The organism is Candidatus Palauibacter sp. (assembly GCF_965216145.1).
In the GTDB taxonomy this organism is placed as follows: Bacteria; Gemmatimonadota; Gemmatimonadetes; order Palauibacterales; family Palauibacteraceae; genus Palauibacter.
Window position 1 is genome coordinate 380,450 of the sequence record NZ_OZ244149.1, and the last position, 12,316, is coordinate 392,765.

Here is a 12,316-nt window from a genome sequence, read left to right on the forward strand (position 1 = left end):
CAGTAGACATGGATGGCGCCGCGGTGCGCGTCCTGCGCGGGCGAAGCGCCCTCTTGCCCCCAATATGCCACCAGCGGGAGTAACTCACACGCGGGCAGGCGGAGAAGCCGCGCCCATCCACGCGGCGGGGGGCGGGGAAGCCCGCCAGCCCGCTATGGATCAACCCAGGCGATCTCGCGGGCAGGACCCAATCGCCGATCGACTGACTTCACGTCATCCCGCAGCTCACATCAGCGATCGAAGACGTTCACCGGCGCGAGCGGAATACCGGAGACATGGGTCCTCTTCCCGGAGGAACTGTTGGCGGCCTGCCGATGGCAGTCGCAGCGCGCCTCGGGCTCAAGACCGTGACCGGGCTCAGTTGCGGATGATCCGCACGACCTCGCCGTTCTCGTCGACTATGAAGATCGATCCCTTGATGAGGTCGTCCGCGAACCACGATGCTTCCTCCGACACCGCGTCGGCGGTCGGAATCTTGTCCGGCTGATACAACTCATAGGGATCGGCACCGCTCACATCCACTTCGTACCCCAGATCGGCAAGCGCCTGCAGCGTGATCGCGCTCAGGGCGGTGCCTCCAGCCGCCACCATGAGTTCGCCGCCCAGCACGCCCATCCGCCAGTGGAAGTTGGCCCCGAGCCGGGCGTCGTTCTCGGCCGGCACCTTCCCGCCGGTGTACGACCGGCCGCCGGCTTCGTTGAACGCCTCGACCGCCAGCGGGCCCGGAAAGTGCGTGTCGAGCCGGGCCTCATACGTCGGTTCCCGCAGCAGGTCGTACCAGCCACGGCCGCCGATTCCCAGCACGTGCCCGATCTCGTGGAGCGCGGTGACATACATGCTGCTCGGCCCCGTCGGCGGCGCGTCCGGTGGGTAGGCGTCACGATTGAACCGCAGCCCACCCATGAACGGCAGACCGCTTTGCCGGTAACCGCAAGTTCCCGCCGAGGCCAGAATGCCCCCGCCCTGCCGCTGGATGGACACCTCGATCATCAGATCGTCGATCGTGCCGGCCAGCCGTGGCCCCCGATCTCTCATGCAGAAAGTATCCTCAAACGGTACATCGGGAAGGTCACCCGTGATCAACTCCATCCACCTCGCCGCGGCGCGCCGGACCTCCGCCTCTTCCGCTTCCGTGAACCCCTCGCCGAAGATCAACTCGATATGGAAGTCGCCCGGATCGGGCGACCGCGCCACCGTCACCGGCACGTCGAGCGTTGTTCGCAGCCCGTCCGGATCGGCGGCCGTCACCTCCACCAGAGTCGAGCCCTCCGACAGAGGCTCCAGTTCCAGCACCCCACCCTCCACCCGCGCTTCCACCACCCCCGTGTCGTGGGACTCCGCCGCGTAGGCCAGCGCATCTCCGTCGGGATCGCTGAAGTGGCCTCCAAGCTCTACGTCCGCCGCCCTGGCCCCCGCCTGCAGCCAATGGAGCGGGAACCCCTTCGCGACCACGGGCGTCCGGTTCCCCGATGGCGCGAAGAGCACCATCTGTTCCCCGACGACCAGATCCAGACCCCGGAAATCCGGAGACAACGTCGGCGGCAGCCCCGGACTCAGGTACGTGGGTCCCGAACTCCCCGCAGACCGGCGCACCTCCAGCGGCGCGCTCGCCGTGTCCCCCGCCGTCACCGTGAAGCTCTCGCCGGAAGCGGTCCCGCCCTGCAGCGTCACCGGTATCCGCAGGGGAAGAGGGGCACCGGCCCGTACACGCAGCACCACGCTCGCCGGTCCCGGCGCCAGCACGTCCGCTGCGTCAACACGCGTCAACTCCAGCCCCAGCGGGAACGGGGCCCCGGGGTTGGCCCAGAGATCCAGCTCCTCGAGGTGCGAGAGCCCCAGGAAGACGCCCGGCGGCAGCACCGTTAGGGCGTTGGCCCGCAGATCCAGCTCCGTCAGGCTACTCAACCCGTCAAAGATGCCAGGCGGCAGCTCGTAAAGACTGCCTCGTGCCATCCGGAGCGTTTCCAGACTCCCCAGCCCATCGAAGAGATCCAGCGGCAACTCCGAAAGCGGGTTGCCGCTGAGTTCCAGCAGGTACAGCCGGGACAGGCCGCGAAAGAGGTCCGGCGGCAACTCCGCCAGTTTATTGTCATTCATCCGCAGGAATCGGAGGCTGGACAGCCCGCTGAAGATGCCCGGAGGCAGCTCTGTGAGTTCGTTCCGCTCCAGGTACAACCCTCTCAGGTGGGACAACCCGGAGAACGCATCCCCGGCCAACTGACCCAACTCGTTCTCCGCCAGGTAGAGATTCCGTAGATTTGGCAGGTTCGCGAACACGCCCGGCGGCAGTTCGGTCAACTGGTTTGCCGGCAGCCACAGAACCTCCAGGCTCGAGAGATCGTCAAAAATGCCCGGGGACAGTCGGGACAGCCGGTTCTGGGCCAAAGCAAGGTGCTTGAGGCCGGACAAACCCTTGAAGATCTCGGGGGGAAGCTGCTCAATTCCAATGTCGGTTAGATAGAGAGTCTCCAGCCGCGTCCAACCGGCGAACAGAGAGGACGGTAGCTGCGCTAGCGGGTTGAGACTCAGGTCGAGACGGGCAAGTCCGGTCAAGCCGGCGAGATCCGGCGGTATCTCCGTCAACCGGTTATTTCGCAGCCGGAGTTCGAAAAGATGGGGCAGACCGGCCAGCACACCCGGCGGCAACGTCTCCAATTGATTTTGGCTCAGGTCCAACTGGGTCAACGAATCCAGGCCGGCAAAGACGTCCGGTGGCAACTCGGTGAGACGGTTCTCGTTCAGCAGCAAGAACCGCAGAGCGGGAAGGCCTGCGAAGTCGCCACTCCGCAAGCTCGTGATGTTCCGCTGGCTAAGAACCAAGGCTCGGAGCGAAGCCAAGTGGTCCCGCGTGACGTCGGCGCAACTCGCGAGCCCGGTTCTCGCGAGCAACTCCTCGATGACCGCCCGCGTCCGCCTGCATACGCCCGCGTCCGGTCGTGCCGCCGCCGTCACGTCCAGCCTCGCCCCACCCGCCACCGACGCCGCCAGCCGCTGATCGCCGATGCTCGCGCCCAGCGTCCAGACCGTGGAGGCCAGACCCAAGCTGTCGCTTCGCACTGAATCCGGATCGGCCGACCCGCTTCCGGGCCCCGGCATGAATGTGACCAATGCTCCCGGGACCAAGCGGCGGGCTTCGTCCAGCGTTTGCACGACGACCAACTCCGGTAGCGGATGACCCACGATGCCCCACTGCCTGTCCCCCGACCACGGGACGACACGCGCGACCACCGAGTCCGGATCCACCGCCGTCACCGCAAGCTCTAGTCGGGCACGTCCGGATGCCACGACGAGCGTGTAGTCCCCCGCGTTCGGACCCAGAGTCCACACCGACGATGCGAACCCGGAGCCATCACTCCGAGCGGAATCAGGCTTGACGGATCCACCGGAGGGCCCCGGTAAGAACGTGACGAACGCCCCCGCAACCGACCGGCCGCCTCCGTCCCTTAACCGTACCTCCACCTCGATCCGCTGGCCCGTTCCAGCCGTCTCGCCGCCCCAGGATGGCGCCTCAATCGTCGCCACGGTGGAGGCGGGATCCAGTGCCGTTGCCGTCACATCCAGCCGGGCTTCTCCCGATAACACGACCAGCGTGTGGTCCCCGACCGCCGGGCCCAGCATCCAAGACGCCGACGCCAAGCCCGAACTGTCGCTCCTGACCGAGTCAGGTTGAACCGATCCGCCTTCGGGCCCCGGTGAGAACCTGACCAGCGCGCCCCCGACGGGACGACCGGCGCCGTCAGCCACCCGAACCAACACCAGCCTCGTCTGGCCCAGCCCCACTCTCTCGCCGCCCCCGGACTGCAGTTCAACCGCCGCCACGGCCGAGTCCGGACCCACCGCCTTCGCCGTGATCTCCGCCTCGGGTCCGTCCACCACCGAGGCCACCAGCCGCTGCTCGCCCAGCGTCTCGCCCACCGTCCACGCCACCGCGGCAAGACCGGAACCGTCGCTCACCGCCGAGTCCGGATCCACCGTGCCACCGCCCGCCGTCACCGCGAACCGCACGACCGCCCCCACGACCGGCCGGTCCCCGCCATCGCGCACCGCCACGCCCACCATCGAAGGCAGGGACAGACCCGGCAGCGCGCGCTGGCCGTCGCCGAACACCCGTAGCCCCGACGCCCGCTGCGCCACCCGCACCGGCGCCGCGTCGCTCACGCCACCCAGCGACGCTCGCACCTCCGCCGTCCCGTTCCCACGCGCCGTCACCAGCCCCGAGCCGTCCACCGTGACCACCGCCCGGTCCGTGCTCTCCCACCGCACCGTGCCCGCCTCCGAGCCCGTCCCGCCCGTCACCCTCGCCGTGAACCGTACCGTCTCCCCGAGGTACGTCAGCACCGCCGAGTCCGGCGCGACCGCCAGCGAAAGTGGAACAACCGGCGGCGCCACCGCCTCGCCCGAGTCGCACGCCGCCACCGCAGCAAGCACCGCGGCCACCTTGATGGCTTCGGCATTCACTCGCTGGCGCAGGCCCGATTTCGCCAAGTCTCTCTCATGCACCTTGCAGGGAAGGGTGGGCGGATACTTCGTCGATCTTCGACCACGATACCGCTGTGGAGCAAGCCGACCAGTGCGAGGTCGGGTCAAGAGGTGTGTAAAAAGGCATCAGGCGGCGATCCTCTCCTGACCTTCGGGGACGGCCTCACCGTCCTCGAACCTTCTCCCCTCGTACACCTCCCCCAGCAACTGGGGAGCGGGTGAGCTTCCTGAACCGCTTCCCGGCCACCAACCGCAGCCGCCAGATCAGCGGCGCGGCGTTGTCGACCCGCTTGAACCGCTTCGCGGCCATCGTGCGCAGCCGGACCGAGGCGAACGGGCTCCTCTACCACGTGGGTCATCCTCAGGTGCCGCCAGTGCTCCTCCAGATAGTCGCAGAAGGCCGTCAGGCAGACGGTCCCAGTCGTCCTCAAGCACGGACACGGCGTCGGGCTGCCTATCCGTATAGCGGGGCCCTGGACGCCTGACGCGCCTCAACCGCCGCCTTACGCGCCGGTTTGTTCCTACCTCGCGCCAGAACTCATAGCGGACAAGCCGACTTGGCCGGGCGGGGGGAGGTGGCCAGCCGGAGATCTGGCGGCGACGGATTGGACGAGCCTTCCCGCAGGGATCGATGATCGGGAGCGACCCCTGGAGGGCGGGGGCGGGTGTGCGCAAACACACCTGGCCCCGAACCCGTACCAGGCCCTCGGACTGGGGGGTCGCTACCGTCACGGTCGGTGCCGCCCGCGCGGTGCCGGCCGGCCTGGCCGCCCCGGCGCAAGACGCAATAGCGCCAGCGGCTACGCGCCGGTTCCGGTGCGCATCGCAGAAGCGCCGAAGTGCGCATCGGACCCCCATGTCGTTTGCGCGCTCAGGTACGGCCGCAAGTCGGAGTGCCGAGCACTCTCGAACGGACTGCGGCTAGGCGCACCCTGTTGCCTGACGCTGCCGCCGTGCTCCGCCCGCAACTCGGTCGGATGGCAGACCGGCCTCCAAGACGGAATCGCGTTCTCATGGCGGCCCGGACGATGGCCGCCACGCCGGAGTCCCAACGGCGGGTCGGCCAATCGATCACGATCCACGACCAATACTAAGGCGTCCGTAGCGATCGAGTTTCAACGGGTCGGCCGAGCGTCTGCCGCGTGCGAGGAACCCAATGTGCATCGCCGCCGTCTCCGTCGAAGCGGGCCACAACGAGCAGCGACCGCTCGAACGACACCAAGTGGGCCATCCCCGAGACGGCCTCGGCCGCCGAAGCGTGCGTGTTCGCCCAGCGTGCGAGCTGGTTCAGGTTGTTGCCGATGCGCGCGACCTGACGGGTGGGCTCGCGCTCGATCGCCTGGGCCGGCGCGGTCCACGCCCGCGTCCGCGCCATCGCCCGCCGCAGCAGCGCGGAAGGAGAGACGCCAGCGGCCGCCGCCTTCTCCTGCCAGGGCGGCGTGCTCGGCCGGTGTGACGCGGGCAGCAACCATCACGGTGCGCCACTCAGCCACGGGGGCACCGCGAGCGGGGTCCGGGGAGGCGGCGCATCGCGCCCGTCCGCTCCCGCAGCAGCGGGACGACAAGCCGGGGGTTCTAAGGGGGGCGCAGCGTCCCCTTGCCGAGCCGCAGTGTTCAACACTGCGTAGGCTGGTTCACGCACCTTAGACGCGGCTGACCGGCTCGTCTTCGGTCCCTGTTGAGCGTGCCGATTAAACGAACCGGGTCGGCTTGGGCCGCCCCGCCGACGAGCCTCGGGGATCTCGCGCGCGGCCCTCGTCGCACTCTCCGGGCTCGGAGCCCTGGAACCGGCTCTCGGCGATCCGTTCGCGGATCCAGCCGTCCACCTCCGCCTCGACCCAGCCCACGGCGCGCGTGCCAGTGTCAATGGGCATCGAAAAGGTCCCACGTCGGGGGAGGGTGGCGCCGAACCGTGCGGCGGTCATGAGGCGGTTGCTCGAGGCGTGGAGACATCGCGGGCGGCGCCGGGGTGGATGGCCTTGGAGAGATCGGCGTGGCGTCGCATGCGGTAGCTGTTGCCGCGGATGTTGACGATATGGCAGCGGTGCAGGAGGCGGTCGAGCAGCGCGGCGGCCATGACTTCGTCACCGAGGATACGGCCCCACTCCTCGAAGCCCTTGTTGGAGGTGAGCACCGTCGAGGCGTGTTCGTAGCGGCTCGACGGGCGAATGACACGCTTCGCCGAGTACTGCAGGACGTTCGCCGCGAGATCGCGCGGCCACTTGATCTGACGCACGGGCGTGGATCGGATCGCGATCACAGTCCGAATCGCTGAGGTTCCCAACCACGAAGCGCGAGCCGTCACTCTGAGCCTCGCCATCTCCCGCCGGGCGTAACAGTTCCCTGACCGCCCATCACATTTTCGCCCGCCGTTGACAAGCAGTGTGCGCGTTCCTACTCTCACCCGCCGATGGAAGTGGCTCCCGTTTGCGGATCCCTGCACGCAGCAGCAGAAGATGTCATTCTTTCTTCAAACAGCGCAACGACAGCGACCGCGGGCACCTCGGGCTGGAGAATATTAAGTGAACCGGCTACGGTTCTTGGCACTGTTATCGTTGATATGGGTCCTCTCGTGCGACCGGGGAGCAACGGCTCCTTCCAGCCCGGGCTCGGCATCCAAGGACCAAGACATCCTAATGGGTCTTTACCACGCGACGGATGGTCCTGGGTGGTTGTTCCGCGGCAACTGGGGGACCGACGAACCGCTGTCAACTTGGGCCGGCGTTTCAACGACGGACCGACGAGTAACGGAGCTGTCGCTGCCGCAGACGATCGGGCCGCTGCGTGGGCACCTTCCGCCTCGGCTTGCCGGGCTGGATGAACTGAGGGTCCTGGAGTTGCATCAGGTCAACCTCAACGGTCCGATTCCGTCTACGTTCGGCACTATGCACAGACTGGAGATTCTTAACCTGGACAATACGGCTGTGGACGGTTCGATTCCACGAGAGCTCGGCAGATTGTCCAATCTGAGGACATTGAGCCTATACAATACCAAGCTTAGCGGTGTCCTCCCGCGCGAACTGAGCAACCTCGCGAACCTCAAGTTCCTGAGGTTGGGCGTCTCCGCCATCGACGGGCGTCTGCCGACCTGGCTTGGGGAACTCTCCAGTCTGGAAGTCTTGGACATCGCATCTGTCTACATGTCCGGCCCGATCCCTCCCACAGTGGGCAACCTCGTGAACCTCAAGGAATTGAAGCTGCTTGAGTTTCACTTGGGCGGTTCAATCCCGGCGACTCTCGCCAACCTCCACAGTCTTGAGGTCTTGGGCCTCAAATTTACTGGGCTGAAGGGATCCATCCCGCGCCAACTCGGCGATCTCCGCAATCTCAGAGCCCTGAGCTTGCTGGGTAACGAGCTGTCGTCCTCTATTCCTCCCGAACTCGGCAATCTCACGAATCTGACCGTACTGGAGCTCACCTGGAATCAACTGACGGGACCGGTACCTTCGGAACTTGGAGATTTGGCAAGTCTTCAGTTCCTGATGCTCGGAGGGAATCGGTTGACCGGGCCGATCCCCGCGAGCCTCGGACAACTCAAGAATCTCCGGTGGTTAGATCTTACCCGCAATGACCTGGCCGGAGCGGTACCGCCCGAGCTCGGGGAGATCCGGGACCTCGAACTACTCGCCTTGAACGGCAACAGCGGCTTGGCGGGGCCGTTACCGGTTGAGATCACGCAGCTGACCGCGCTCACTGGCCTGAGAATCGCTGCCACCGGCCTGTGCGTCCCGGCGGATTCCGCGTTCGACGCATGGCTGGCGAGATTGGAGGAGTTCGACGGCAGTCGTTGCGGTTCCCTCTCTGCCAACGTGAGCGAGACACGAATGGGGAAAATGCTTAGAGTAGGGCGAGGCAGAGAGTTGAAGGATGGGACGAGGAGAAGGAATGAACACGAACGGAGTGCCCCTCTCTTCGGGGGAGGGCAAGCGAAGCGCGGCAGCCCCGCCGGATCCGGAGGTGTCGGCGAGCGAGCCCGATGGACTCTCCGCCGCTCAGAGCTTTGCGGTGAACGTGGCCGCACCCGCGCCCACGACGATGAGGATCACGCCGGAAGCCGAGACGTTGACCGCCATCGACCAGACCGTACAGCTATCGGCGGAAGTGCTGGACCAGCTTGGTCGACCAATCGCCGGTGCGACCGTGGAGTGGGCGAGCGAGGATGCTGCGGTGGTAACCGTCGAGGCGACCGGGCTCGTGACAGCCGTCGGACCGGGAGAGGCGACGTTGCGGGAACGGCGGGTGACGCCTCCGCGTCATCCCGGCTGACCGTCGATCAAATGGTTCCAGTCGATCACGGTGTCCCCCCGATGCCGCGACCATCGCGGCTGGTGAGACCGTGCAACTCATGGCGTCAGCTTTCGACGAGAACGATCACCGCGTCGACGATGCCTCGTTCGGTTGGACGTCGAGGGATTCGGTGGTTGCGCATGTGGACACCACGGGTCTCGTACGTGGTCTCGCGCAGGGAACGGCGACGATCATCGCCGCGACCGATGACGTTGTGGGTACCGCTTCCATCACCGTGGTACCGCCCCCGGACATGTGGCGCGGGATCGTGGTCGCGCCGGAAGACCGTTGCACCACGTACAACGCGGACGACTACCGGCACTCGGCTTCGGTGGAGGCGGAAGTCGTCGCCGCGATGGGTGGACGGGTCTACGAGCCGTACCGCGGCGTTTACTTCGGCGACACTCGCGAAACGGACATCGAGCACGTCATCGCCAAGAGTGAGGCCCACGAGTCCGGCGCGTGCGCCTGGACGAGAGACGAGCGGCGAGCATTCGCCAACGACGTAGCGAACCTCTGCACACCCACGTTCGTGTCTGCGGATTTCGATTTCGTGTCGGGAGGGGGACGTTTGGAGGGGAGCGTGCTCAACGTTCCGATCTCGCGGCCGCACTACACGTCGAACGTGTCAGCGACATGGCTCGTATCGCTGAACCCACCGGTACGAACGGTCACCGTCCACCAGTACCCGCACTGGGAGACGTGGACGGCACGTATCGACGCCGCTCAGCGGACCGACTTCATCGTCGGCCTTGCGGTGGCCCGACAAGCCGTGTCCATCGTCTGGCCGCTCCCGATTGCGACCGCGACGGCGGCCTACCAGGGCGGCACCGACGCTGGACAGAAGATCCTGAACATCCTCGAACGGTGCACCGCGGGCAACGACGGGGACATGGCGGCGATGCTCTCCGACCTGATGACAGCGCCGAACGTGGAGGCGACGAGGGAACCCGTAGCAGGTGCGGGATGGGACGAGAAACCCTAATCTCCTCCCCTGCCGGCCCGGGGGACCGCTTGCGGATTTCCCCGGAGAGCCGTTCGCGAACGTCCATGGAATACGTGTTGGATCACTCTTCCTGGAGATAGCGGGGGGGTCGCGATGGTCGGGGGGTCCGTGATCAGTCGGCACGCGTAGCGAGGGAGACGCTTCTCCCGCGTATCGTTGCCCATGACCTCAGGTGCTGGCGCAAAATGATCTCCGAAGACTTCAGCGTCGAACTGCGCTCGTTCTCCGTGAAGTATCCCCTATTCGAGCTTGAACCGCTCGATCTCCGCCTCGCGGCGGGCGAGCGGGTCGCACTCGTGGGCCCCAACGGTGCCGGGAAGACGACCATCCTTCGGGCGCTCGCCGGGCGGCTTCCGCAATACGAGGGGGAGGTGCTGTTCGGCGGTACGGAGGCCCGCGCGCTACTGCCGGGTCTCAGGAATCACGTTGGCGTCATGCCCGAGCAGATTCTGAGGTATGATTGGATGACGGTGCGACAGCACTTCGCGTTCCTGGCCCAGTTCTTTGCAGGTTGGGATCGAACGTACGAGGCCGACCTGACACGGAAGTTGGAGATCCCTGAGAACGCGCTTCTGGGGAACCTCTCCGGCGGTACCCGTGCCAAGGTTGCCTTCGTTTCCGCAGAGGCCTTTCGACCGCCTCTGCTCCTTCTCGACGAACCCACTGCGGGGCTGGACCCGGTCATGCGCCGGCACCTCATCGATGCCGTCGTCGAGAGCCTGGACTCGGACCGGCGTCGGCTGGTCCTGTTTTCCACGCACATCCTCGAGGACGTGGGTTGGCTGGCCGAGCGCGTCCTGGTGTTGCGCTCCGGGCGCCTCGTGAAAGACCGTCCGGTGCTCGACTTGTGCGCGGCTCGTGCGCCCCTGTCAGAGGTCCTTTTTCGCCTGCTGAGTGACGAATGAACCCACGCCACGTTAAGGCTCTGGTGCACTTGGAGGTGCGGCGACTGAGATCCACAGTGAGCCGCCTGTACCTGGTTAGTGGAGGGCTGCTCGCCGCACTCGCCCTCCTCGGGTCGTTCTCAGGAGAAATGATCCTTCCCGGCATCGTGGGTGGGACGGCCGCCACGACTCTGCAAGTCCCCAGGACCGTGCTGCGCGACAAGGTGGAACGTACGATGGAGTTCCTGCTCTCGCTGCCCGCTTCAGTGCCGGAGTTGGTGTTGGCCCGGTTCGTCGCCGGCGCTCTGGTACCCCTTCCTGGGTGCATCGCAGGCGGCATCGCATTCGCACTGCTTCCCCTTCCGGCGGAACTCCAGTTCATGGGACGGGTCGCGCCTTTCGGTCTGGCATTAGGCCTCTGGCTCCTGCTGACCCTGATGGGGTGGTGCATGATCGCCGTAGGGTGGGCCTTTGACCGGAAGGCCATGACGGGGCCCTTCGTGGTTCTTGTAGCGGGCGTACTCTTCATCCTGCCTTGGGTGATTCGCACGCTCGGTCCCGACGATCCCGGTCAATCGTTCCGATGGTTCCTGGGGCAGCCCTTTGCCGGGGCGGCCGTTGCCGCGGCTGCAACGGTAGTTGTGGCCGCGACCGCAACGGCGGCCTTCCTGCTTGCATGTCGGGGGGTTGCACGCTACGCCCCTCGGCCGGAGGAGCCTCTCTAATGCGCCTCAATGCGGGAAGTTGTCATCGATGCACTTCCTTTGGGCGGGGCGCGGTTCACTTAGGCGAGGACTTCCGCAGGGGGGTCGGCCGATGGATTCTGGCCCCTCTGGATCGTGGACTCCCGCACTCTCTATGGGCCGTGACGTTAGAAAAATCGGGTATCATGCGCTTGACTAAAGGAGTACCGAAGATGAAGAAACACGTCATCCCACTACGGAGTCGGCATCTCGCCGGAGGTATCATTCTGTCGGCGCTCTTGCTCAGCGCCCACCCCGTCATCGCGGCCACGGAGGCGACGGCAACCTGCCGTCAGGCGATGCAGCGGCTGAGGCCGGCTATCAGCTCTCTCGAGACGGAGGGCCACGTCAGGTTCACGGATGCGAAGATTTACGTCTCGGAGGTGCTGTGGCGTCTGATGGACGCTGAGCAGAAGGAGGGGCTGACGTCGAATCTTGTCATCTACCAAGAGTGCCGGAAGACCCCGTCGAGGACGACCATCATCGGGACGGGGGCGGTGTACGGCAAGCAGAGCGGGGTGCGTCTGGCGAGGATCACCCTGTTCGGGGGATTCAAGATCGGTTGATGGACCCTTCCAACTCCACCGCCTTCGTGCTCGGCGTGGCGGCCTTCGCTGTCTTCCTCGCCGTGGCACCCTCGGCGTAGTGGCGTGAGGGCCGAACGGCGAAGTGGCGGTCCTCTGGTGATCTCGTGCATCAAGGCCGCCACCGCCGTGCTGGCGGTGCTCCTTGTCTGCGGTGGCGTGGTCGGATTCGCCCGGGCTGCTGAGGCTGGAGGCGATGGCTCGACGCTGTAGCTCAGTGCGACGATCGCGGTTTTCGGCCCGCCTTTGGTGTGTGGACCCGTCTACCTCCTCTGCCGGATCGTCGAGGCGATCGAGGGGCGATAGGGCGTCCCTGGCAACAGAGGCGTTGGG

Annotated in this window: 9 protein-coding genes and 1 pseudogene; 6 read left to right on the forward strand and 4 right to left on the reverse strand. The window is 66.2% G+C overall.

Features of this window, described 5'->3' with window-relative positions:
• Nucleotides 1–357: 357 nt before the first annotated feature.
• The 4 genes from ACOOHF_RS01675 to ACOOHF_RS01690 all read right to left on the reverse strand — a co-directional run bounded on the left by ACOOHF_RS01675 (nucleotide 358) and on the right by ACOOHF_RS01690 (nucleotide 6,715).
• The gene (locus ACOOHF_RS01675; RefSeq protein WP_420463119.1) at nucleotides 358–4,485 is read right to left on the reverse strand and encodes a leucine-rich repeat domain-containing protein; all 4,128 of its coding nucleotides are present in this window, start codon (nucleotides 4,483–4,485) and stop codon (nucleotides 358–360) included.
• Between the two features lie 1,084 nt (nucleotides 4,486–5,569).
• Nucleotides 5,570–5,947 (reverse strand): MobC family plasmid mobilization relaxosome protein, encoded by a 378-nt coding sequence (locus ACOOHF_RS01680; protein WP_420463120.1) that lies wholly within the window; start codon nucleotides 5,945–5,947, stop codon nucleotides 5,570–5,572.
• Nucleotides 5,948–6,170: 223 nt separating this feature from the next.
• Nucleotides 6,171–6,404, reverse strand: coding sequence for a helix-turn-helix transcriptional regulator (locus tag ACOOHF_RS01685; protein WP_420463121.1), 234 nt, complete (start codon nucleotides 6,402–6,404; stop codon nucleotides 6,171–6,173).
• Nucleotides 6,401–6,715, reverse strand: coding sequence for an ATP-binding protein (locus ACOOHF_RS01690; protein WP_420463122.1), 315 nt, complete (start codon nucleotides 6,713–6,715; stop codon nucleotides 6,401–6,403). The genes ACOOHF_RS01685 and ACOOHF_RS01690 overlap by 4 nt, the downstream gene beginning before the upstream one ends.
• A 400-nt stretch (nucleotides 6,716–7,115) precedes the next feature.
• Here ACOOHF_RS01690 and ACOOHF_RS01695 point away from each other — a divergent pair.
• The 6 genes and pseudogenes from ACOOHF_RS01695 to ACOOHF_RS01720 form a co-directional block, all read left to right on the forward strand.
• Nucleotides 7,116–8,042 (forward strand): annotated as a pseudogene (locus ACOOHF_RS01695) (leucine-rich repeat domain-containing protein); the annotation flags it as partial.
• A gap of 322 nt (nucleotides 8,043–8,364) precedes the next feature.
• Nucleotides 8,365–8,745 (forward strand): Ig-like domain-containing protein, encoded by a 381-nt coding sequence (locus ACOOHF_RS01700; RefSeq protein ID WP_420463123.1) that lies wholly within the window; start codon nucleotides 8,365–8,367, stop codon nucleotides 8,743–8,745.
• The gene (locus ACOOHF_RS01705; RefSeq protein ID WP_420464320.1) at nucleotides 8,735–9,751 is read left to right on the forward strand and encodes an Ig-like domain-containing protein; all 1,017 of its coding nucleotides are present in this window, start codon (nucleotides 8,735–8,737) and stop codon (nucleotides 9,749–9,751) included. Before ACOOHF_RS01700 ends, ACOOHF_RS01705 begins: the two co-directional genes overlap by 11 nt.
• A gap of 206 nt (nucleotides 9,752–9,957) precedes the next feature.
• Nucleotides 9,958–10,677 (forward strand): ATP-binding cassette domain-containing protein, encoded by a 720-nt coding sequence (locus ACOOHF_RS01710; RefSeq protein WP_420463124.1) that lies wholly within the window; start codon nucleotides 9,958–9,960, stop codon nucleotides 10,675–10,677.
• A complete protein-coding gene (locus ACOOHF_RS01715; protein ID WP_420463125.1) occupies nucleotides 10,674–11,381 on the forward strand; it encodes a hypothetical protein in 708 nt (235 codons plus the stop codon). The genes ACOOHF_RS01710 and ACOOHF_RS01715 overlap by 4 nt, the downstream gene beginning before the upstream one ends.
• A gap of 191 nt (nucleotides 11,382–11,572) precedes the next feature.
• Nucleotides 11,573–11,965: a hypothetical protein gene (locus tag ACOOHF_RS01720; protein ID WP_420463126.1), complete on the forward strand. Its 393-nt coding sequence runs from the start codon at nucleotides 11,573–11,575 to the stop codon at nucleotides 11,963–11,965.
• Nucleotides 11,966–12,316: the final 351 nt, after the last annotated feature.

Coding starts and splice junctions, on each gene's coding strand:
- ACOOHF_RS01685 (WP_420463121.1), bottom strand. CDS start 6,404: ATGACCGCCGCACGGTTCGGCGCCACCCTCCCCCGACGTGGGACCTTT.
- ACOOHF_RS01700 (WP_420463123.1), top strand. CDS start 8,365: ATGAACACGAACGGAGTGCCCCTCTCTTCGGGGGAGGGCAAGCGAAGC.
- ACOOHF_RS01710 (WP_420463124.1), top strand. CDS start 9,958: ATGATCTCCGAAGACTTCAGCGTCGAACTGCGCTCGTTCTCCGTGAAG.
- ACOOHF_RS01715 (WP_420463125.1), top strand. CDS start 10,674: ATGAACCCACGCCACGTTAAGGCTCTGGTGCACTTGGAGGTGCGGCGA.
- ACOOHF_RS01720 (WP_420463126.1), top strand. CDS start 11,573: ATGAAGAAACACGTCATCCCACTACGGAGTCGGCATCTCGCCGGAGGT.